The 22,292-nt window shown below is 29.0% G+C and carries 21 protein-coding genes; all 21 read right to left on the bottom strand.

Annotation, left to right across the window (positions count from 1 at the left end):
* Window position 1 precedes the first annotated feature (1 nt).
* Window positions 2-1,279 (bottom strand): ABC transporter ATP-binding protein, encoded by a 1,278-nt coding sequence (locus C8C83_RS12650; RefSeq protein WP_121328873.1) that lies wholly within the window; start codon window positions 1,277-1,279, stop codon window positions 2-4.
* A 48-nt stretch (window positions 1,280-1,327) separates the two neighbouring features.
* Window positions 1,328-2,194 (bottom strand): ABC transporter permease, encoded by an 867-nt coding sequence (locus tag C8C83_RS12645; RefSeq protein ID WP_121328872.1) that lies wholly within the window; start codon window positions 2,192-2,194, stop codon window positions 1,328-1,330.
* A gap of 217 nt (window positions 2,195-2,411) precedes the next feature.
* Entirely contained in the window at window positions 2,412-4,379 is a 1,968-nt protein-coding gene (locus tag C8C83_RS12640) for a nucleoside-diphosphate sugar epimerase/dehydratase (protein ID WP_121328871.1), read from the bottom strand.
* A gap of 85 nt (window positions 4,380-4,464) precedes the next feature.
* Window positions 4,465-5,349 carry a glucose-1-phosphate thymidylyltransferase RfbA gene (gene rfbA / locus C8C83_RS12635; protein WP_121328870.1) on the bottom strand — a complete coding sequence of 295 codons (885 nt, stop codon included), beginning with the start codon at window positions 5,347-5,349 and terminating at the stop codon, window positions 4,465-4,467.
* A gap of 90 nt (window positions 5,350-5,439) precedes the next feature.
* Complete coding sequence (rfbD, locus tag C8C83_RS12630; protein ID WP_132011763.1) at window positions 5,440-6,285, bottom strand: dTDP-4-dehydrorhamnose reductase; 846 nt, start codon at window positions 6,283-6,285, stop codon at window positions 5,440-5,442.
* Window positions 6,285-6,833, bottom strand: a complete 549-nt coding sequence (gene rfbC / locus C8C83_RS12625; RefSeq protein ID WP_121328869.1) for a dTDP-4-dehydrorhamnose 3,5-epimerase — start codon at window positions 6,831-6,833, stop codon at window positions 6,285-6,287. Before rfbC ends, rfbD begins: the two co-directional genes overlap by 1 nt.
* 23 nt (window positions 6,834-6,856) lie before the next feature.
* Complete coding sequence (locus C8C83_RS12620) at window positions 6,857-8,002, bottom strand: aminotransferase class I/II-fold pyridoxal phosphate-dependent enzyme (RefSeq protein WP_132011993.1); 1,146 nt, start codon at window positions 8,000-8,002, stop codon at window positions 6,857-6,859.
* Entirely contained in the window at window positions 7,995-8,420 is a 426-nt protein-coding gene (locus tag C8C83_RS12615; RefSeq protein ID WP_121328868.1) for a WxcM-like domain-containing protein, read from the bottom strand. Before C8C83_RS12615 ends, C8C83_RS12620 begins: the two co-directional genes overlap by 8 nt.
* Window positions 8,417-9,382 carry a glycosyltransferase family 4 protein gene (locus C8C83_RS12610; protein WP_121328867.1) on the bottom strand — a complete coding sequence of 322 codons (966 nt, stop codon included), beginning with the start codon at window positions 9,380-9,382 and terminating at the stop codon, window positions 8,417-8,419. The genes C8C83_RS12615 and C8C83_RS12610 overlap by 4 nt, the downstream gene beginning before the upstream one ends.
* A gap of 4 nt (window positions 9,383-9,386) precedes the next feature.
* Window positions 9,387-10,427 (bottom strand): lipopolysaccharide biosynthesis protein, encoded by a 1,041-nt coding sequence (locus C8C83_RS12605; RefSeq protein WP_121328866.1) that lies wholly within the window; start codon window positions 10,425-10,427, stop codon window positions 9,387-9,389.
* A complete protein-coding gene (locus tag C8C83_RS12600; RefSeq protein WP_121328865.1) occupies window positions 10,424-11,557 on the bottom strand; it encodes an NAD-dependent epimerase/dehydratase family protein in 1,134 nt (377 codons plus the stop codon). Before C8C83_RS12600 ends, C8C83_RS12605 begins: the two co-directional genes overlap by 4 nt.
* An 11-nt stretch (window positions 11,558-11,568) precedes the next feature.
* Complete coding sequence (locus tag C8C83_RS12595) at window positions 11,569-12,147, bottom strand: acyltransferase (protein WP_132011762.1); 579 nt, start codon at window positions 12,145-12,147, stop codon at window positions 11,569-11,571.
* The gene (locus tag C8C83_RS12590; RefSeq protein WP_121328864.1) at window positions 12,144-12,944 is read right to left on the bottom strand and encodes a glycosyltransferase family A protein; all 801 of its coding nucleotides are present in this window, start codon (window positions 12,942-12,944) and stop codon (window positions 12,144-12,146) included. Before C8C83_RS12590 ends, C8C83_RS12595 begins: the two co-directional genes overlap by 4 nt.
* 79 nt (window positions 12,945-13,023) lie before the next feature.
* Window positions 13,024-14,208 carry a hypothetical protein gene (locus C8C83_RS12585; protein WP_121328863.1) on the bottom strand — a complete coding sequence of 395 codons (1,185 nt, stop codon included), beginning with the start codon at window positions 14,206-14,208 and terminating at the stop codon, window positions 13,024-13,026.
* Window positions 14,198-15,187 (bottom strand): hypothetical protein, encoded by a 990-nt coding sequence (locus tag C8C83_RS12580; protein WP_121328862.1) that lies wholly within the window; start codon window positions 15,185-15,187, stop codon window positions 14,198-14,200. The genes C8C83_RS12585 and C8C83_RS12580 overlap by 11 nt, the downstream gene beginning before the upstream one ends.
* Window positions 15,188-15,236: 49 nt before the next feature.
* Window positions 15,237-16,547 (bottom strand): hypothetical protein, encoded by a 1,311-nt coding sequence (locus C8C83_RS12575; RefSeq protein ID WP_121328861.1) that lies wholly within the window; start codon window positions 16,545-16,547, stop codon window positions 15,237-15,239.
* Between the two features lie 74 nt (window positions 16,548-16,621).
* Window positions 16,622-18,055 carry an oligosaccharide flippase family protein gene (locus C8C83_RS12570; RefSeq protein WP_121328860.1) on the bottom strand — a complete coding sequence of 478 codons (1,434 nt, stop codon included), beginning with the start codon at window positions 18,053-18,055 and terminating at the stop codon, window positions 16,622-16,624.
* Between the two features lie 255 nt (window positions 18,056-18,310).
* Window positions 18,311-19,333 (bottom strand): hypothetical protein, encoded by a 1,023-nt coding sequence (locus tag C8C83_RS12565; RefSeq protein WP_121328859.1) that lies wholly within the window; start codon window positions 19,331-19,333, stop codon window positions 18,311-18,313.
* A gap of 628 nt (window positions 19,334-19,961) precedes the next feature.
* On the bottom strand, window positions 19,962-20,483 hold the full coding sequence (locus C8C83_RS12555) for an HAD-IIIA family hydrolase (RefSeq protein ID WP_121328857.1): 522 nt from the start codon (window positions 20,481-20,483) through the stop codon (window positions 19,962-19,964).
* A 4-nt stretch (window positions 20,484-20,487) separates the two neighbouring features.
* A complete protein-coding gene (locus C8C83_RS12550; protein WP_121328856.1) occupies window positions 20,488-21,522 on the bottom strand; it encodes an N-acetylneuraminate synthase family protein in 1,035 nt (344 codons plus the stop codon).
* On the bottom strand, window positions 21,519-22,286 hold the full coding sequence (locus C8C83_RS12545; protein WP_121328855.1) for an aminotransferase: 768 nt from the start codon (window positions 22,284-22,286) through the stop codon (window positions 21,519-21,521). Before C8C83_RS12545 ends, C8C83_RS12550 begins: the two co-directional genes overlap by 4 nt.
* Window positions 22,287-22,292: the final 6 nt, after the last annotated feature.

Raw genomic sequence — 22,292 nt, 5'->3', positions numbered from 1 at the left:
TTTAAATTTCATTTTTAATTGTCCAAGGTAAAGAAGGTCTAATAAATCCATTTATTTTCCCCAAATAACCTGAATCCCTCTTTACATCTTTTACTTCAAAAGTTAACAACTCTTGGTCAAAAAACAAAGATTGCATTTCATTTGTATGAAAATAACAGTGTATTTGGTAAACATCATCATTCATGAAATTAGCAGGAATTTGACAATTAATCTCTACAACTTTGCCAATACTACAATCAAATTTATTAGCCGAACCAAAAACGATATCTCCTTTTATAGTTCGCAAATCAAATCCAACAGAAATTCTTTCTTTCTCTGTTGTATTGACAATTTTCAATCTAAAATTAATGGATGAAGTTACATCGATAATATCATTTACATCTATTGATGAAGCATTTTCGATTGCAGCATACATAATTCTAATATTTTCATTCCCTTTGGCATCACTAAGAGAATCATAACTTATCTTACGTTCAGAAAACGAACTACTCTGCAAATAGTTTGAAATTACCTTAGTAGGTGCTCCATTTTCAAAAATGGACCCGTTATTCATACTAATGACTCGCGTACACAGTGTTTCTATAGCAGCCATATTATGACTCACAAATAAAACTGTCCTTCCTCCTTCTCTAGAAATATCCTGCATTTTACCAATAGCTTTTTTCTGAAACTCAGCATCACCAACTGCCAAAACTTCATCGACAACCAAAACCTCTGGTTCTAAAAAAGCTGCCACAGCAAATGCTAAACGAACTGTCATTCCGCTACTATACCTTTTTACGGGAGTATCTATATAACGCTCACAACCTGAGAATTCAATAATTTCCTCTAATTTTGAAGTAATTTCTTTCTTGGTCATACCTAAAATAGCACCATTCAAAAAGATATTTTCACGACCTGTCATTTCCCCATGAAAACCGGTACCAACTTCTAACAAAGATGCTATTCTTCCACGTGATTTAATACTTCCGGTCGTTGGAGCGGTGACTTTAGATAATATTTTTAAAAGTGTTGATTTTCCTGCACCATTTTTACCAATAATTCCTAAAACTTCTCCACGCTCAACTTCAAAATTAATATCCTGTAAAGCCCAAACATAATCAGAGGTTCCTTTTGTTGATCTATCATTTATATCTCCAATCTTTAAGTATGGATTTTCCTTTCCTCTTACTTGATGCCACCATCGATTTAAATCATGACTTAATGTACCAGTCCCTACTTGTCCCAAACGATATTGTTTAGAAATATTTTCGGCTTTTAAAATAATATCTTTTTCCAATTGTAAAATGTAATTATAAATTTTGAATTGCGATTTTTAGCTAAAAAACTAAACAGTATCGATAAAGCTTTTTTCTGTTTTATTAAAAACTAAAAGGCCTATAAAAAATATGACAATTGTTATTCCCAATGTATAAACTAATCCCAAAATGGAAATTTGGCCTACATTCAAAAGCATATATCTACTAGTTTCAATTACATATGCTAAAGGATTATAATCAACTATCCATCCATACTTTGGTATTTTTTCTTTGATTAATTCCATAGGATACATAACTGCAGATAAATACATCAGCAGTTGTATACCAAAACCAATTAAATTACTAAAATCTCTATATTTTGTGACCATAGCAGAAATTAACATTCCTAGTCCTAAACCTAAAATTCCCATAATTATAATCAAAATAGGGAAAAATAAAATTGAACTATTTATAGACAAATTAGCTCCATTAAAATAATAGAAAATATAAAAAACTATAAAAATCAGAAATTGGATTCCGAATTTGATCAAGGTAGAAATAACTACCGATAAAGGAGTAATAATTCTAGGAAAATAAACTTTACCAAATATTCCTGCATTGGCCTTAAATGTGTCCGAAGTACCATTAAGGCAAGCTGTAAAATAATTCCAGACTGTAATTCCAGCTAAGTTAAATAAAAATGGAGGAACAGATCCAGTATTAATTCCGGCAACATTATTAAATATTATAGTAAATGTTATAGAAGTAAACAAAGGCTGAATTAAATACCATAACGGCCCTAAAATAGTTTGTTTATATACTGTTATTACATCTCGTTTAACAAACAGAAACAGTAAATCTCTATATTGCCAAACTTCTCTAAGATTTAATGAGAAGAACTTATTTTTTGGCGTTATTTCAAACAGCCATTGATTGGTATTATTTGTAGTATTCATTTTTTATATTTCCTAACAATTAATGCTCCGGAATTTTATTTATTTAATAAAAATATTTTCACAAATCTATTGTATAAATGACCTAACCATCGTTGTTTTTCAAATTAACAAGATTTTTATTCGTTTATAAATTACTAAAAAAACAAAAAGGCGTTTTTAAAAAAACACCTTTTACTTTTCTATATTTTGAATTATATATAATTCTGCTTTATAAATTTTATTTATCTAAAACTTCAAAAGCCGAATTCATACTTTTAAATTCCGGGACAATTTTTTTCATTTTAGCAACAATATCATCATTATCATAAAAATCTGCGATCCCTATTAATTCCTCAATCTCAGTATGAAGATTTTCATATTCATCCTGAATTTCCTGTGCAATCATAATTTTATTATGGTAGGTTGGCAATGTTTTAGAAGTATCATTTAATAATTCTTCATAAAGTTTTTCACCTGGTCTTAAACCAACAATTTTTATCTTGATTTCTTTGTCTGGAATAAATCCGGCTAATTTGATCATTTTTTTCGCCAAATCAATAATACGAACTGGTTTACCCATATCGAAAATATAAATTTCGCCTCCATTACCCATTGCACCCGCTTCTAAAACTAATTGACAAGCTTCTGGAATAGTCATAAAATAGCGAATAATGTCCTGATGTGTGATAGTAACCGGACCTCCTTCAGCAATTTGTTTCGTAAACAATGGAACAACTGATCCGTTTGATCCCAAAACATTCCCAAAACGTGTTGTGATAAACTTTGTTACAACTTCGGTATTTTCCTTTTGATTTTTTAAATACAAAGACTGCACATATTTTTCAGCTATACGCTTACTGGCTCCCATGACATTGCTTGGGTTAACAGCTTTATCTGTTGAAACCATAACAAATTTTCTAACATGATATTTACAAGATAAATCAGCTAGATTTTTAGTGCCTTTAATATTTGTTAAAATAGCCTGTGAAGGATTTTCTTCCATCAATGGAACATGTTTATATGCAGCTGCATGAAAAACAACATGTGGATTATAATTTTTAAAAACTTTCTCCAGTGCCTTTTTACTTTTTACATCAGCAATTACTGCAACAATTTTTGATGCAGAACCTATTGCTAAAGTTTCCAAACACAAATTATGAAGTGGTGTTTCGGCATGGTCTAAAATAATGACCATTTTAGGATTGAAACCTAATACCTGTCTTACTATTTCACTACCAATTGATCCGGCAGCACCAGTAATAAGAACAGTTTTATCTTTTAATTGTTTTGAAATTGATTTACTATCTAAAACAATTGGTTTTCTTTCAAGTAGATCCTCAATTTGTATGTTTTTTACTTTTTGAGAAATTTCCTTTTGATTTTCCCAATCCGAAATAAGCGGAACTGTATAAACCCTATAGTTGAATTCTAAACATTGATCAACAATAATTAATTGCTCATCTTTAGATAAACTTTTATCGGCAATAATGACACCTTCTGCGGCTACAGAACGCATTAAAGCGGGCAATTTTTTTCTTAAAATCAAAATTGGCAAATCCAGCATTCGCTTAGATGCATTTTGATTATTCTTATCAACAAAACCAACAATTTTAAATCGTGAAGGGGTTTCAAATTTCAATGCATTTGCTACTGAAATTGCATTTGCATCTGTACCGTAGATAACTGTTCTAATTAATTTAGAATTAGTTTTCTCTGAAAAATATAATTCGAAAGTTTGTTTTACAACAACGCGATATAAAAATAAACCGCAAAATGACAGTACTAAATTAATAAATAGAGCTGTATTTAAAAACGCTTTATGTCCTGTATATAATTCAAAAACTAAATTGAAAAATAAAAAAAACACTAAAACTGACATTTGAGAAAACAGCAATTTTATTGCGTCGATATAGGAAGAGTGTCTAATAATACCTGAATATGTTCTAAATAACCAAAAGAAAAATATGTTTACAACAATTAGACTCGATACAAAATAAAAATGATGAGACGTAATGATATAACCTAAAGCTGTACCTTCAAACAGCATATAAGTAAATGTAAATGCAAAAATAAGAACCATTATATCTATTGCAATAATGATCCATCTTGGCAAATAACTTAGGTTATTAATGCTTGCTCTCAAATTTCTTGGTGAGAAAGAATTAAGCAATAAAGAGGCTATTTGGTTTGTCTTATCTGTATTCAATTTGGTTCAGTTTAATTATATAAACTTTGTATGGCTTACAAAAATACGAATTAAAGGTTTTAAAAAATTATTTATCAAGTGTAAATTACAATTTAACGCCTTTTTTCTTTTGTTTCAAAAATTCTATTAAATAAGATCCATATCCAGATTTGACTAAAGGAAGCGCTAATTCTTCCAGTTGAGCATCATTTATGAATCCCTGTCTCCAGGCAATTTCTTCAATACAACCCACTTTTAAACCTTGTCTTTCTTCAAGTACCTGAACAAATTGCCCAGCTTGCATCAAACTATTAAAAGTTCCTGTATCTAACCATGCTGTCCCCCTGCTTAAAATACCAACTTTTAAAGCTTCCCTTTCTAAGTATACTTTATTCACATCAGTAATTTCATATTCTCCACGGGCACTAGCTTTGATATTTTTGGCAATATCTACAACTGAATTGTCATAAAAATATAATCCAGGAACAGCATAACTTGATTTAGGTTCTTCTGGTTTTTCTTCAATTGAAATTGCTTTTAAATTCTCATCAAACTCTACAACCCCATAACGCTCCGGATCTGAAACATGATATGCAAAAACGACTCCGCCTTTTGGTTTTGTATTTGATTTTAGGAGCTCTTGCATATTTGAACCAAAAAATATATTATCTCCCAAAATTAAAGCCACATCATCAGTACCTATAAACTCCTCTCCAATTACAAAAGCTTGTGCAAGACCATTTGGAATAGCCTGCTCTGCATAACTAAATTTACAACCCAAGGTAGAACCATCGCCAAGTAATTTTTTAAAATTTGGCAAATCATGCGGAGTAGAAATAATTAATATTTCATTAATTCCGGACATCATCAAAGTTGATAACGGATAATAAATCATAGGTTTATCATAAACCGGCATCATTTGCTTACTCATTGCAAGTGTTAGAGGATGTAAACGAGTACCTGACCCTCCTGCTAAAATAATTCCCTTCATATTTTTTTTATATTCGATTTAAAATAGTTGTGCCGTAACGTTCATTTTTATAAAAATACGCCCGGTCTAAATCTTAAAATCATTCTTACTTTATACAAACATTAGTTTTAAACTTTCTTTATAATTTGGAATATTCAAATTATAAACTGACTTAATTTTTGACTTATCCAATAAAGAAAATTCTGGTCGTTTCGCTGGCGTTGGATAAGAGGATGATGGAATTCCACCAACATTACAATTATATCCTCCGAGCTCATTTATTGCCAACGCAAAATCATACCAGCTTATTTCACCTTCGTTTGAATAATTATAGATTCCTGGAATCCAATTCGAAGATTCAACTATATCCATTAATGCCTGAGCTAAATCTGCGGCATAAGTTGGAGAACCTATTTGATCATTTACTACATTAATAGCTTCTCTTTCCTGCATCAATCGTTGCATGGTTTTAACAAAATTGTTTCCAAACTTGCTATAAACCCAAGAAGTTCTAATTATTATTGAATTTGGATTCTCTTTCAAACATCCTACTTCTCCTTCTCTCTTACTAGCTCCATAAATATTAATTGGATTAGTTTCTGCTTCTTCATTTAAAGCAACAGAAGAGGATCCGTCAAAAACATAGTCTGTAGATATATGAATTAATTTTGCGTTACTCTTGAACGCGTATTTTGCAATTAATTCTGTAGCTAAATGATTTATTTTAAAAGCTAACTCTTTTTCTGATTCCGCTTTATCCACAGCAGTGTAAGCTCCACAATTTAAAATAATATCAGGATTAATTTCGTTTAACTGAACTTGAAGCAGTTCTAAATCATCCAAAGTCATTTTTGTTCTATTGGCAAAACACCATTCATATTGTGGATATTTTGAAGATAAAACTGTCAGTTCAGACCCTAATTGTCCATTAGCTCCTGTTACAAGAATCTTTTTCATTAAAATAAACTATTACAATTATCAATAGAAGGAAGAACTTGATCTTTTTCAGAAACTATGGCTTCCTCTAAACTGATTCCCCAATCAATGCTTAATGATGGATCATCAAATTTGATTCCTCCTTCAGAAGCCTTATTGTAAAATTGATCACATTTGTACATTACCGATGCCGTTTCACTTATTACTGAAAATCCATGAGCAAAACCTTGGGGTACCAATAATTGTTTTTTATTTTCCGCAGATAATAAAACACTAAATGCTTTTCCGTAGGTTGGAGAATCTTTTCTTAAATCTACAGCAACATCTATAATTTCTCCTTCTAAAACACGTACCAATTTTGTTTGGGCAAAAGGAGGATTTTGATAATGTAAACCACGTAATGTTCCTTTTTTAGAATAAGATTGATTGTCCTGTACAAACTCGATATTAATGCCTAAATCACTAAATTTGGTCTTGCTGTAAGCTTCAAAAAAATAACCTCTCTCATCTCCAAAAACTGTAGGTTCAACCACTACTAAATCCTTTATAAATGTTTTTTCTATCTTCATAATATATTTCTAAGTCTAAAATTTCATATTTTTTCAAAAAAAGTTTTTATTACCTCTTTGATTCTATTTTTATCATTCTCGGTAAGATTTGATCCTGAAGGCAAACATAAACCTCTTCTGAATAAGTCTTCTGCAACTTTATTTCCATAATAGGGATATTTTTCAAAAACCGGCTGTAAATGTAAAGGCTTCCATAACGGACGAGATTCAATGTTTTCATTTTCAAAAGCATCTCTTAAGCTTTCTCTTTGTAAATTATTTTCAACATTAGGTTCAATCAAGATTGCACTTAACCAATAATTTGAGAAATAATCTTCATTCGTATTTTTATATAATTTTACGTTGAAAATTTCATCATAAATTTCATCATAAAAAAAATTCATTTCCCTTCGGGCAGCAATATTTTTTTCCAAAATCGACATTTGTCCAAGACCAATACCAGCACAGATGTTGCTCATTCTATAATTGTATCCAATTTCACTATGTTGATAATGCACCGCTTTATCTTTTGACTGATTGGCATAAAAAACAGCTTTTTCTTTTAATGATTTTGATTTGGTAATTAATACTCCTCCGCTTGAAGCTGTAATAATTTTGTTTCCATTAAATGAAAAAACACCAAAATCACCAAACGTTCCGCACTTTTTTCCTTTGTAAGAACTACCAAGCGCTTCAGCACTATCTTCAATAATTGGAATTTGATATTTATCTGCTATAGAATGAATCTCATCAATTTTATAGGGATTCCCATAAATATGAACAGCAATAATTGCTTTTGGTTTTTTACCTTTTTTGATTCTGTCTTTTATTGCAATTTCGAGATTCTCCGGGCAAATATTCCAAGTTTCAGATTCACTATCAACAAAAACAGGAATTGCTCCTTGATACAGAATAGGGTTGGCAGAAGCTGAAAAAGTCATACTTTGACAAATCACTTCATCTCCAGTTTTGACACCCAGTAAAACCAAGGCTAAGTGAATGGCCGAAGTTCCCGAATTTAAAGCAATCGCTAAAGATTCATCACCAAGATAACTTTCTAATTTCTCTTCAAATTCGCAGACATTTGGTCCGCCTGAAGTTATCCAATTAGTATCTAATGCCTTTTGAACATAACCTTGTTCAAAACCACTTTGTTGAGATAGTGATAAAAAAACTCTGTTGTTATTCATGAATTTTCCAATAATCAGCACTATAACGAGCATCATCTTCTTTAACATTTGCTAATGGCAAAGTAGAAAATGAGATTAATTTAGAATCTTTTTCTAATGATTCGATTGCATTTGCATATCCTGCTGGTATATGAACAATCTTACTTTCTGAGGCAGAAACAAATATTGTTTCTATTTTCAAATTTTTAGACGGATTTTCCCAATTATCAATTTTAACAAAATGAATTTTAAACGATCCGCTGATACAGTAAAAATTTTTTGCGTCCAACTTATGTCCTTGCCAAGCGCGAACAGGATTCTCTTCAGAATTACTAATTATGTAAAATCTTTCAATATCCTCAAACCTAAAATCATTAACATAAGAAATAGTTCCTCGATGATCTGAGAAATTACCTCCTTCAATTACTTTTGGAATCATATATCCAGTTTTAATTTTTTCTTATTCAACAAATAAAATTTAATCGTATAAATCAATAATAAAGGAATTATGACAATTAAAAACAATAGTATGTCCTGTATTTTTTGATATAAAAAGACGACTAGAGCTGAAATGGCAATTTGAACTAAAGCATAATACAGCGACACTAATCTATGTTGTATTTGGTATTCATTACTCAGAACCTGATATAAATGTAGACGATGTGCTTCAAAAATATTTTCTTTGAGATACAATCTATGCATTATTGTACAAACTGCATCAACTCCGTAAACAGCCAAAAACAACAACCATACTAAAGAATTTGTAACCAGAACTAATTTAAGAACCAAATAAATAATCCAAAATGCAATTGCAATACTACCAACATCACCCGCGAAACATTTTGCTTTTTTTCTATAATTAAAAAATAAGAAAACAACACTGGCAATCATCCCATATTTTATGAAATTGCCATCTGTAAACCATTGTAGATTGGTATTAACATATAACAAAGCTCCCATAACCACTAAAGTATAAAGTCCTGTAATACCATTAATACCATCCATGAAATTATAGGCATTAATCAATCCGATTGCCAAAACATATGCAATTATAGTTCCCCAGATTGGCACTAAATTAAACAATCCAAGGTCATAAAATATTAGTGTAATTGCCAAAAAATGAATTGAAATTCGGATTTTGTTGGATAAGCTTTGAATGTCATCCCAAAAACTCACAAGACTAACTAAAGTTATTCCCGTAAAGAAAAAGTAGTTATTCTGAACATGTTGTAAAAAATAAAGCAAGGACGAAAACCAAAAGATAATTCCACCTCCTCTTAAAGTGATCTCTGTGTGGGAACTTCTTTGATTTGGCTTATCAATAATATTAAATCTATTAGCTACTTTAAAATAAAGCAACATTATAATCATTAGAAGTATTCCGAGTATTGTAGATTCCATTATTCTATTCAATTCCTTCGATCCAAATATTTGGCTCACTATTAATAAATAAACAAGATAGCCATCCTTTCAATGACATTTTTTCATACAAATCTTTATCAACTTCATTATAATCAGATTCAAAAAATTCTTTATTCAACTTTATATTCTCCCTATCAATAATCAGTATGTTATTAGGATTATAGAATTTATACTTTCTAACTTCTGTGTTTGTAGTAATCATTTTTCGTTTGGCACCTATTGTTTCAAAAGTACGCATTGTTAATCCTTTCTGTCCGGGATGATTTATGTCCAAAACAACTTTTGATTTTTGATATAGCTTAAATAAATCTTCACCCTTTAAGCTTGCGAAGCTTAACTTTTTATAATCGAACTCTTTAAATGTTCTATCAAATAACTTTTTATAAAAATAAACTAATCTTCCCTGCATATAGTAATAACAATATGACTTCAGTTGATTTCTTTCACACCAGTCTGCGATACTATTACTTATTTTATATCTATCAGAATGTGCTGTTCCCAGAAAAAGTAAATCGTTTTTTATTTCTACGCTCGAAATAGAATCAATATCCTTATAAAAATCTAAATAAAAAAGTGGCCTAAATTCTAATCCATACTTGACGGCATCATCAGAATCAAATGAGAATTTTTTATGAAAATACTTTAAAATATTCAAAGCATTTTTATTATTTGAAAAAGAATCCCAAGTATAAAAAATAAACTGACAGTGGGGTTGAACTTCTTGAAATTTTTCTAAAAAAAAAGCAGGTACAACTTCTCCTTTATTCACGAATAAAAAATCATATTTTTTATCACTTATATCACTTAATATTTTATTATAATATTTGTTTATTTTTAATTGAAGTAAACTTCTTTTAAGTCTAATAATACCTTTTGTTAAGTTACTGTTTGAAGGTCGTTCATCATAATATTCTACGTTTGCACCTAAAAATTCTAACTTTTTAATAATTTCTTTTTCGAGATTAAAAGTTTGAACCGAAAAAAATAATATGTTTTTATTATTAAGAGCTTCTTCAATTATCATTTTAAAAGGCCTTTCTTCTTCATCTCTTCTAGTGACTTACTTAATTTGTCCTCCTGGATTTCTTGTTGTAATACCCAAGCAGAGAATTTCTCAATTCCTTCTTTAAAATAAACAGTAGGTTCAAATCCTAAAAGTTCTTTAATTTTAGTTAAATCAGCATAATTATGACGAATATCACCTAATCTAAATCTACCTGTTACGGTTACTGGTACATTAATATTATATGCTTTTATTAATGAATTAGCAACTTCAAGAACATCAGTTGCTACACCTGTACCAACATTAAATACTTGTCCGTTTGCTTCTTCTTTTTCAATTCCAAGAATTGTAGCCGCTACAACATCATCAATAAAAACAAAATCTCTCGTTTCTTTTCCATCTTCAAAAATCTGAATCGGATTATTGTTTCTTATCTGCGTAGAAAAAATAGACAAAATTCCTGTATATGGATTCGACAATGATTGACCAGGCCCGTAAACATTTTGATATCTAAAACCAACCGGAGCAATACCTATCGTTGGGCATACTGTCATAATCATTTGCTCTTGGTTTTGTTTTGTAATTCCATAAACAGATGATGGATGAATTTTAGATTCTTCATCTGTTGCCAACAACTCAAGCTCTTGCTCATCAGAAAAAGTAAGCTCAAAGTTCCCCGCCAACATATCATTTTCTTTTCTATGAGTTGGATATACGATTCCTAATTTTGGATGTTTGTATTTCCCTTCTCCATATATAGAACGAGAAGAAGCAATAACAATCTTCTCAACAGAATTCTCCTTATTTGCTAAAATATCAAGCATAATTGCTGTACCCTGAATGTTTACTTCTGTATATTTTTCAATACAATACATAGATTGTCCAGTTCCTGTTTCTGCAGCAAAATGTACTACTACATTTTGGTTTTCTAATGCCTTTGTCCAATCTTCTCTCGAAGTGACAGTACCTTCTATAAAAGTAACCTTATCTTTTATACTTTTAAAAAGAGGAGAAGTGACCTCTGGATTTTCACCGTGTATTTGTTTTGAAAGATTATCCAAAACCGTAATTTTATGTCCTTTTTCTATTAATTTAAGAGCTAAATTGCTACCTATGAAACCTGCTCCTCCTGTAATTAAAATGTTTTTCATGTCTATTATTTCTAATTTTCTATAAATGTTCCGTCAGGATTTGTTCTATCCCAAACTTTTTTGGTTAAATTATACCTTCTAACTATTCTTGCCGGAGAGCCCACTATAACGCAGTAATCTGGAAAAAGGCCTCTTACAACAGAATTAGAACCAACTATACAATGGTTTCCTAAAATTGTACCAGCCTGTATTACTGCACCAAAACCAATAAAACAATTTTCTCCAATTTTTGTTTCTTTAACAATAAGAGGTTGTTTTAAAATATGGACCCCTATTTCTTTATACTCATGATCTATATTTGTTATCATAACATTTTCCGCAATTGTAGTGTCTTTACCTATAATCAACTGTCCACCGGATGTAATATGAAAATTTTGACCTATTGATATATTTTCTTCAAAAAGTATTGATGACTCATCATCAACAACTTCTATACGAGAGCCTGGAAATATCCTTACTCTTTTAGATATAAAAATTCTATGAAAATTACCTATATAAACAGGTTTTCCAATATAGGAAGGGAATTTATACTTCCCAAAAAAAGGCATATACAAAATACCTCTTAAAAACCAAAAAATCTTAAAAATCATAAGCCATAATTTTTAGTTAGTATTATTCTTCTAAGATGTTTTATTTGATAATAAAACCAAAATAATAAAAAGCTCCAAACATTTATTAATTTATTCTTAAGAGCTTGCTCTAAAATATACATATTTCCTCGATGCATTTTTTGCAAATTTGCAGATAATCCACTATATCCAAAACTAGGCTTACCTTCTCCCGTAACTACTAAAGATTGTGGAGAATAATAAAAATTAGAATTAGCACAATAACGAACCCATAACTCCCCATCTTCAGCATGAGTCATCTTTTCATTATACCCCCCATAAAGTTCAAATAGACTTTTCTTAAAAATTGCAGTAGAAGTTTGCGGATACATCTTTATTAACAACTCTTTCACATTTACTTTGTGTAAATTATTAATTTTTTTGCCAAATATTTTCAGTGTTTCATTATTTCTACTACACCCCAAAAAATCAATATCTAAATTCTCATTAAGTATTTGCATTTGATTTTCTATCTTATTAGGAAGCCATCTATCGTCAGAATCTAACAATGCAATCCAAAAGCCTGAAGAAGCCATCAACCCTACATTTCTAGCAGATGAGACGCCTCCGTTAGATTTGTTTATCAAATTAAAACTTATCTGCGTTTTATTATTTAATATAAAATTCTCTACTATTTCTTTTGAATTATCTGTTGAGCCATCATTAACAACAATAACTTCCATTACCCCATCATAAGTTTGTTCCAATATTGAAGTCATACACTTATGTATGGTTTTCTCCGAATTAAACATTGGAATTATTACTGAAATTTTTTTCATTGATTTAAATATATTTAAAATAGCAAAAAATTGACTTACCTATAAGTATTAAACAAATTCTTATACTAAAAAATTAACATTATGTTTGTTTTCTTAGTAACAAATTATGTAAAATAGATAATACAAAAGGATAGATCAAATCAATACTTATCCCCGAATAAATCCAAAAATTATTAAAAACTTGAAAAAAAATCATGGATAATAAAATAGCAAACCCCGAATGAAAATATATAGAATTCTTTATAATCATGAATAAAAAAATATTAAAAGTCATAAAAAAGAACATTAAAAAAGGACCTAACCAACCTAGGTACTTAAATGGTAATGAATAGACTGTTGGTGCATTTATAATTTCAAAAACAAAATAATCACTTAAATTATCTGTTTCATTTGCCTGTAATTTTGAAAGTCGTTTTCCTAAAAAATCAGGAAAAACACAATTAACCACAAAACGATTGAATGAATCGATATCAACTTCCTTTTGTGAATGCGCGCTGTTAACAACACTTTGCAGATTCCCCAAAGGGGAAGCTAAATATAAATAAGACCAATAGAACTCTTTAGGTATATTACTGCTTTTAAACGTGTCATCAGCACCTGTTATGTCTAAAATCATTTCTTCATTTTCCCTACTGTTTACGGATCTTAAATTGCCAAGAACTCCAAATAAATAGAAAACACCCAAAACAAATAATAACAAATAAAGTAATGTCTTTAATTTAATAACTAGAATATTAAATAAATACAAAAATAAACAGGCTAATAAAATAAAAAAAATGGTCCCCCTACTAACAACTAAAAGTTGAAAAAATAAAAAGTAGAAAAAATAATACAATAGCTTTTTATTGCGATTAGATAAAAATTGATGAAATATATAAATCGTGTAATAGATTGTAAAAGATGCCAGAAAGACATGAAAAACAGGTATCCCTTCAAAATCACCATAACTTCCACCGTGAGTAAACAATAGAACAAAAGGAATACCTCTGTTGTCTATAAATTCTATTGCATACGCTACACTTACAAATAAAAGAACATACTTATTTTTTGCATCAAAATCAATCTTCTTTAAAGTAAATATATTGGTATTTCTGATCATTCTTCCTAAAAATAAAGAAATCAAAAATGTAAAACTTAAAAAAAGCCCCACCGAAACTGATAAATCCGGATAAGCATTGGACCACTTTAAATTATATATAAAAAAAATTAAAACAAAACTAAATATATACAGATAAAAAGGATTCGTAAACCAATTAGTTTTCATTATTACCAAATATATTATTCAACCAAAGTTCTAAAGATAACATAAAGTTACTTGAACTTATGAATGACTGTTCTTTTATGAAATCTTGTTCGACATAGACATTTTTTTCGTCAAAAAAAGAAAAAATATCTGGATTCTTAACAAACTTGTCCTGTTTCAAATTCATATTGTTAGTTAATACCTTAACATTCATTGCAATTGCCTCAATTACTCTCATTGCTAAACCAGTTTGTCTAGGATTACTGACATCTACCATAACTTTTGATTTAGACAAAACATTTAAATATTGATCTCTATCCATTGGAACAAAAGAGACAATAGACCTATCAAGAAAATTCCCTTTTAATATTTCTTTTAAATATGAAGAAAATGGCATATACAAAAAGGCCTTCAATTTATAATTATTTCCTAGAGCAAACTCTCTAAAAGAAATAACCGCTTTGTATCTTTCTTGAAAACACCATCCCATGAAGAAAAAATCATATTCTTTTTCTTGTTTATCTTGTCCATAGGGAATAAGGTCATCCGTATAAAATAACGGAAGATATTTTATGAACGGCATATCATTACAATCTTTAAAATCAAATGAATAAACTTGATGAAATAAAGCAGCTACATTTGAAAATGGATTTGCCTCATTAGAATCCCACTGATACATTATTGTTTTTCCCTTTGGGTTTAACTTCATAAACTTACTAACGAAATCATCTGGCAGCATATACCCTCTAATTACAAATAAAAAGTCATAATCAACTTCACGAGAATTTACTAAAATCGAATCATAGTGTTTTTTCTGAAATCCACTTAAACGATTTCTAAAAAAATTATTTACAACCTTAAATTTCCACCCATAGTCACGTTCAGGATAAAAATTAACTGAAGCCCCTAAAAATTCTAATTTTTCTTTAATTAAAGTATGATAATTATGAAAAATAGGGCCAATAAATAGAATTTTTTTGTTTTGAAAATTATAAGACATATTATATTGTAAATAATTATAAATAAAATCTAACTACAAAGAACAAACTTTATAATAAACTTTTGATAAACTCAATTTCCGTTTCTAAACTTGATGAAAAAATATTCTTTTTTAATAATAACTGTTGATTACTAATTATACTTTCATTGTATTTTGAATCTAATTTTCTTTTAATTATTTCGTTTTTCAAATCACTAACTTTAATAGATCCATCCGCATTTTGAAATAATAAGTCATTAACTCCATCAAAATCAAGTTCAATTAAAGATGTGCCCGATAAAAATCCTTCTAAATATGCCCCAGATTTAATATTAATCATAATAAAAGTATTGTCTAATAACTCTATTAAGCTTTCTTCACTTCCAACTACTTTTATGTTAGTTGCAATTTCATTTAATCTACATATTTCATTAATTACATCCTTAATTTCCGCTGTGTTTTGACTTGGATGTGTTTTTATTATTATTCCATTAAAATCTTTAATTTCAATTAGAATGCTATTTAAAATAAGTTTGTATTGATGTAATGGAAATACTGTAGGAGTTATTAAAATATCACCTTCGGTAAAATTATTTTTAAGTCTAATTTTATTAAATTTAGTTGTCCCAACAATTTTAATCCTATCTTCATCTAGGCTAAGCTTCAACCTTTCTTTTGAGACTTCTCCCCAACACATAAAATAATCTGAGAAAAGCACGCTATAAAGAGACTTTTCTGAATTTGGTATTTCACCGTGTTGATGTGTGATTGTTCGAATATTGTGAAAATTTGCAACCTTAGCAAAATAAAAATCAGGTAATAAAAAATCCTGTGTTGTAATTACTATTTTTGGCATTACTCTAATGTAAAGAGCGCTTAGGAAATCAATATATTCTCTATATTCTTTAAAAATGAAACTCTCATTAATAGTATAACCATTAAATAAATCACCAAAATTAAAATTGTAAATAGAGGGTTTAAAAAAAATGCACGAAAAACTATTTCTTAAACAATGCTCTTCAACACATCTATGATTAGTTACAATAAGTAAGTCCGATTTATCAGGAAACTCATTGATGAAATCTATTAAAATTTTAGAATGTCTTGTATCAGCAATTGAAAAATTAATTGCAACAACTATTTTGTATTTATCTTTTTTTGAATTATCCTCTAAAATTATCTTTTTATAAAAAAATGCTTTTTTCAAGAAACCTAGTAAAAGTTTAATTAAACTTTTCCACCAAATTGTATTTCGTAAACCACATTTTTTTAAATAGTTAAAGGCTATCAAAGATTCTTCTAAAGCATACTCTTTGTATTTTTTTTCTACAGAAATAGATTTTAGAACGTTTTCAACTATTAAAGTCAAATTATTTTTCATTCATTTTATTTAAAATTATTTAAAAAACAACAGCATAACTGAAGTCTTTTCTAACAATCCAACCTCATTAGTAACTATTCCTCTTTAATATTGTTCCTCGCAAATATTAATTTAACAAAGTTTAAATCAATATTAAAAAGTTTAAAACTAAGAAATATAAAAAAGATAAAAATAATGATCTTGAATACAAAATTTGCTGCTATGTTCAAATCAAATAATTCATCATAAACTATTGGTATCAATACGATTTGTACAATTAATACCAGTTGAGTAATGATATATTTTTTACTGATAACTGTATGGTACTGAAATATAATATTTGAAAATAAAAAAGAAACTGCAGAAGCAATTATAGCACCATAACAACCATAGTATGGTATTAAAATAAGATTAAGAATTACTGAAAAGACAGCAGAAATAATAGAAACTAAAGAAACCATTTTTTGTTTTTTATTTGCTATCATTAAGATATTCAAATAAGTATTAATGCCTGCAATAACTACAGAAACAATAAACAATGGCACTAACTTATAACCTTCTCTAAAAGCGCCCGATGTTGCAATTACAAAAATTTCCTTACTAAAAATAGAAGTACCAAAAGCCCCAGCAAAAAGAGCTAGTAAATAAAATTTGTATAATTTTAAATTTGTTTCCTGAAAATTTTCATTAAAATATTCCTTGAATAAAATAGGCTCAAATGTTTTATATAAAGCTTGAATCACAATATTTAAAACGGTAGCCAGAGTTATTGCAACAGAAAAAACACCTAATTGATTTAGTGAAATATATCTTTCTAAAATTATCCTATCACTCAAAGACACGAATAAAAAAGCTAAACTTCCCGGTAAAATAGGCAAAGTAAAATGCAATGCCTCTTTTATTAATTTAAAATTTATTTTGAAAATACTATTTTTATAGATCATATAAAAATAAATAAACATAAAAGGAATATTGATAACTAGTCTTCCGTAATAACTTCCTAAGAGGCCTTGATTATAAATAACCACAAAAACATAAACCATCAAAAATTGCAGTAAAGTCCTTGACAAGCTTAATATTAAAAATCCTTTTGCATTTTCTTTAACTCGGTATAATACTAAAGGGATAATGGAAATTACATCGAAAAAATTATTTAAAATTGCTAATTGAAAATAGGGTTTAAATGGAATATTAACATTAAAAGCATCTATTAACATCGGAAAAAAAAACATTTGAAGAAATATCAAAACACAATTGAATCCAAAAATAAATAGAAAGACACTGCCAATTAATTCTTTTCTCGAATTTTCATCTTTTGAACTGTAATAATGACGTAAAACAAAAGTATTTAAAGACAAAGCTGCAATCACAAATACAAACGTCATCACCGAATTAGTATAACTAACTATTCCATATTCATCAGCTGTAAGATATTTTGTTAAAATCGGCAATAAAAGAAATGAAATAATTCTTGGAACAATTTCTCCTATTGAATAATATATTGTAGTTTTTACGAGTTTTTGAGGCATTAAATATTTGAGGGTTTTATCTTTTTAATTTTAAAATATTTACAAATTGATTAAAATTCACAAGACCAAAAAGTTACTTAAAATAAACTTCACTTAAACAGCATAAACATTCCATACTCATATGCCCTATCTATAAATAAATTAAAATTTATTCATAGATAGTTTTGAGGACAGTTAGTCTACATAGGTGTGATATATTTTTGAAAAGACCTTTTTTACATTGGTGATATAAATGTTTGATAAGGTCAAGAGCACTTAAAGATTAGTTAGAAGAATTTTAGAAAGATAAATAGCAGTGCTAATATAATTTTCGTGTGCTGAATAATAGCTTATCCATAGATAACCGTCTTTAATTACCATTCCTGGATAACCACAATCACCACTACTAGGTAAAGTCATTAGTTTATTATATGAATTATTAGTCAAATCAAAATAACCCACAATTGCTTTTCCATTGTCTCTTCCAGACAAAATTAAACCATTTTTATAAAACACAAAGTTAGGTCCTCCGATACTAACAATTGGGATCTCACCAATTTTTTCCCATTTTTCACCCTTATTTGTTGACTTTAATAAAACAGAAGGTCCATCGTTTCTTCTTACCAAACAATAAAAATCTCCATTTTTGTCAACTCGAATGGTTGCTTCTGAAGGTATCGCTCCTATTTTTTCAAAATATCCTCCCTTATTTACAAAATTTATTCCGTCTTGACTTGTATATAGGTCAAATATCCCATTTGTATTATAACCGAAAGAATAAGCAACATCTTTATACCATGTCACACGCCAAGGCCAAGATTCATTACCCTTAATTTTTGCAGTTTGCATTTTTTTATTATCGAGTATTACTGATTGCAAATTGCTCCATCCGACATTATTCCATTGAGAAATAAAATCTTTAAATTCGATAACTCCTCCATTTAGCCAAACTGAACCATGAAGATAAACTGATAATTTATTACCATTTACAGAAAATTTAGGATCTCGTAAATCAGCTCCATCAACACTAAACTCTTTTATAATTTTCCATTCTTTGCCATCTAAACTATTATAAATCTTAATAATACCATTTCGGCCATAAGCATGTTTATCTGACTCTCTATATACTAAAAAAAATTGGTTATCAAAAAAAACCAAATCCGTGAATGCATTATACAACTCTGTTCCATTAAAAGTTATTCTTTGAGTTTGTATTTTAGCTGAATCATCCTCATCTTGAGCTGTACAAGAACTACAAAACACTACAACAAGTAGAAAACTAAGTAATTTTATTTTCATATAGTTTATTATTTAATAATATAATTCCAATTTAATACATCTCCCCTTTCAAATCAACAACAGCTTTTTTAACTAAAATATCATTAAAATATTTAGGATGCATTCCTTCTCCAGGCCTTAGAATGAATGTTTTTTCACCTGCTTTTATATCTTGAATTATCTGTAAAGATCTAAAAAAATCTTTTTCTTTTTATTTGTTTCTCTGTTAACTTATAATCAACAATTCAAACAGCACTTTCAACTTCAAGTACTGCCTTTACCATTACAGTAAATTCTTCTTCATTCCCAGAAAAGAAAGCATCCAGACCGCCAATAGAACGATCTAACATAAATCTTTCTCTATAATTTTCACACCGAAGCAAGTAATCAAAATAGGTACTATACTTCCCGTCGTGTGATTCGACAAACCGCAAGTTACATTATACCGTTCTGTTAAATTCTTTATCATCCACATATTTACTGCGCTAATCGCTACAGGACACCTTGACGGAAATTTTAATAAAGTAATATCTTCATTCCCGTTTTTTTTACAAGCTTGCAATACCAATTCAATATCTGACTGTTCGAAAATTGCTGTAGAAAAAAATATAGGTTTTCCTGTAGAAGTTAAATATTTAATTAATGTATACTACTGTTTAAATCCTTCTAAAGAATCTAAGTAAACATTTAATGCCTTTTCTAAATATTCTTCTCCTAATATCCTCTCAACAAACTCTCTAAACACACCATTTCCGCCTTCTTTATCTAAAATCAGATTACAATGCTTTTTAACATAACTTGGTGCATTTGAAGGACAAGCGCTAATACCTACATTTTTTAAAACTAAAATATCATTAATATCATCTCCGATATAAGCGACTTCTAAAATAGATATATTGAATTTTTGGCATAAATCCTCAACTATTTGAAGTTTATTCTTAATTCCCATAAATAAAATATCTATACCTAATTTATTTGCTCTATTTTTAACAATATTATTTTTCTCTCCCGTAATAATTCCTACAGGTATTTCTAGTAACCTACAAAAAAGAATCCCGGCACTATCTGATGTATTATACTTTTTAAATTCGTTTCCTGTATTATCATAATACATTCCACCATCAGTCCAAACGCCATCAATATCGGTAAGAATAAGTTTCGGGAGAGTCATAATATTAATTTATAAAATGAGGGTAAATTATCTCGTTAGACTCTATATCCTGGCTCAATACTTGACCAATAAGTTGCTTTCTTTCATCCCATTTTAGACCATCTCCCGGGCTTAATAAATGTAAATCAGATTCAGAAATAATATGCCCCTTTTTTAAATCTTTAAGAGTTGCTATTGACCTTTCTAATTTTACTCTTGCCGATTGAACTGAATCTGCAATAAATATATCTTCCGTTCCTATAGAAAGCTCAAGATTTCTAATATCTCTTACCATTCTTTCGATTCCATCTACAGCAAGAGATCCTGCCTGATCAGTACCTTTCATTAATCGATCTAATGTAATATGTTTTTCAATTATTTTAGATCCCATAGCTACTGCTGCTATTGGTGTCGAAATACCAATGGTATGATCTGAATATCCAATTACAAAATCTGAATAATTCTTCTGAAGATATTTTATTGTATTCAAATTTACATTTTCATATCTTGTTGGATACTCTGAAACACAATGCAAAATACCAATATCACTATGATGTTTAGTTATTACTTCCAATGCATTGTCAATTTCTTTAGCTCCACCCATTCCTGTAGATAAAATTATTGGAATCTTAGTTTCAGCCATGGCATTTAAAAGCGGTAAATTAGTCAAATCTCTTGATGCAACTTTTAGCTTATCTGGTGTAAATAATTTTAACAAACTTAAACAACCAACAGCACAAAGTGTTTCTACAAAATCTAAACCATAGCTTTTTGCATAATTATAAATCTCTAAGTGTTCTTGATCATCTAATTCCAGAAACTCCCTATGTTCACCATACGTTTTACCAAAAGAATGCGGAGTGTCATATGGTTTAGCCATTTGAGAAGCTGACAGTTCTTGTGTCAAATCTCGTTTAGTAAGTTTAACCGCATCCATCCCTTTTAGTTTTTTTCCAAAAAGTTTGTCCACAACTGGTCTTGATACTACATCAATGATTAGTTTTGCAATATCTACTGATCCGTTATGATTTTGTCCGATTTCTCCAATAATGTATGTCATTTTGAATATTTTTGTATGTTATTAATCATTTTTACTTTATACTTTTCATTAGAATCTATAAAATCAATTAAGAAACTAATATTATCTTGATTACTATTAGTACTCTCATAAAGAGAAGCTAAATTATCAAAATCTTCTTTATCATCTAATGTTAATCTTATATCGTCCCTCAAATAAACTTCAGGTGGACTATCCAACAATTTAACATTAAAAATTTGTGGGTTTGTATATATAAAATTTGTCACATGCTCTTGATAAATTGATTCATTCTGAAGGTCTGAAGCCTTCAGCAAAGCCTTTAATGATACAATTTCTGCGAACAATCCTATATGCGTTTTTATAACAGGAATATCTAAGTGATTGCTATAACTTAGATAATCGATTTTTGAATCGTCAAGTTCTTTTATTAAATTAGAAATTGAATCAATATGTAAAAATGGATTATCAGAACAAATTCGTATCAAATGTGTTAGTCCATTATTTAAACCAACCTCAACAAATCTGCTCAGCACATTATCTTCACTGCCTTGATAAAAATCAATATCATACTTTACAGCAAAATTTAATAAAATCTTATCATTTTCATTTACTGAACTCGCTAGAATGATTGGATAATTAGAGAACTTAGATTTAAGCTTTTCAATTAAAATATCCAATATTGACTTATCTTCGTGAAAATTTATTAGAATTTTATTACGTAGCCTACTAGAACCAGTTCTTGCTTGTATCACAATACCAATTGTAATATCTTTCTTTTTTTCCATCTTAAA

The sequence above is a fragment of the Flavobacterium sp. 90 genome, assembly GCF_004339525.1.
In the GTDB taxonomy this organism is placed as follows: Bacteria; Bacteroidota; Bacteroidia; order Flavobacteriales; family Flavobacteriaceae; genus Flavobacterium.
This window is presented reverse-complemented; position numbering and strand designations above follow the sequence as displayed.

What these genes read in the sequence shown, in the direction of transcription:
- C8C83_RS12645 (WP_121328872.1), bottom strand. Translation starts at nt 2,194, where the DNA reads ATGAATACTACAAATAATACCAATCAATGGCTGTTTGAAATAACGCCA.
- rfbA (WP_121328870.1), bottom strand. Translation starts at nt 5,349, where the DNA reads ATGAAGGGAATTATTTTAGCAGGAGGGTCAGGTACTCGTTTACATCCT.
- rfbD (WP_132011763.1), bottom strand. Translation starts at nt 6,285, where the DNA reads ATGAAAAAGATTCTTGTAACAGGAGCTAATGGACAATTAGGGTCTGAA.
- rfbC (WP_121328869.1), bottom strand. Translation starts at nt 6,833, where the DNA reads ATGAAGATAGAAAAAACATTTATAAAGGATTTAGTAGTGGTTGAACCT.
- C8C83_RS12620 (WP_132011993.1), bottom strand. Translation starts at nt 8,002, where the DNA reads ATGAATAACAACAGAGTTTTTTTATCACTATCTCAACAAAGTGGTTTT.
- C8C83_RS12615 (WP_121328868.1), bottom strand. Translation starts at nt 8,420, where the DNA reads ATGATTCCAAAAGTAATTGAAGGAGGTAATTTCTCAGATCATCGAGGA.
- C8C83_RS12610 (WP_121328867.1), bottom strand. Translation starts at nt 9,382, where the DNA reads ATGGAATCTACAATACTCGGAATACTTCTAATGATTATAATGTTGCTT.
- C8C83_RS12605 (WP_121328866.1), bottom strand. Translation starts at nt 10,427, where the DNA reads ATGATAATTGAAGAAGCTCTTAATAATAAAAACATATTATTTTTTTCG.
- C8C83_RS12600 (WP_121328865.1), bottom strand. Translation starts at nt 11,557, where the DNA reads ATGAAAAACATTTTAATTACAGGAGGAGCAGGTTTCATAGGTAGCAAT.
- C8C83_RS12595 (WP_132011762.1), bottom strand. Translation starts at nt 12,147, where the DNA reads ATGATTTTTAAGATTTTTTGGTTTTTAAGAGGTATTTTGTATATGCCT.
- C8C83_RS12590 (WP_121328864.1), bottom strand. Translation starts at nt 12,944, where the DNA reads ATGAAAAAAATTTCAGTAATAATTCCAATGTTTAATTCGGAGAAAACC.
- C8C83_RS12585 (WP_121328863.1), bottom strand. Translation starts at nt 14,208, where the DNA reads ATGAAAACTAATTGGTTTACGAATCCTTTTTATCTGTATATATTTAGT.
- C8C83_RS12580 (WP_121328862.1), bottom strand. Translation starts at nt 15,187, where the DNA reads ATGTCTTATAATTTTCAAAACAAAAAAATTCTATTTATTGGCCCTATT.
- C8C83_RS12575 (WP_121328861.1), bottom strand. Translation starts at nt 16,547, where the DNA reads ATGAAAAATAATTTGACTTTAATAGTTGAAAACGTTCTAAAATCTATT.
- C8C83_RS12570 (WP_121328860.1), bottom strand. Translation starts at nt 18,055, where the DNA reads ATGCCTCAAAAACTCGTAAAAACTACAATATATTATTCAATAGGAGAA.
- C8C83_RS12565 (WP_121328859.1), bottom strand. Translation starts at nt 19,333, where the DNA reads ATGAAAATAAAATTACTTAGTTTTCTACTTGTTGTAGTGTTTTGTAGT.
- C8C83_RS12555 (WP_121328857.1), bottom strand. Translation starts at nt 20,483, where the DNA reads ATGACTCTCCCGAAACTTATTCTTACCGATATTGATGGCGTTTGGACT.
- C8C83_RS12550 (WP_121328856.1), bottom strand. Translation starts at nt 21,522, where the DNA reads ATGACATACATTATTGGAGAAATCGGACAAAATCATAACGGATCAGTA.
- C8C83_RS12545 (WP_121328855.1), bottom strand. Translation starts at nt 22,286, where the DNA reads ATGGAAAAAAAGAAAGATATTACAATTGGTATTGTGATACAAGCAAGA.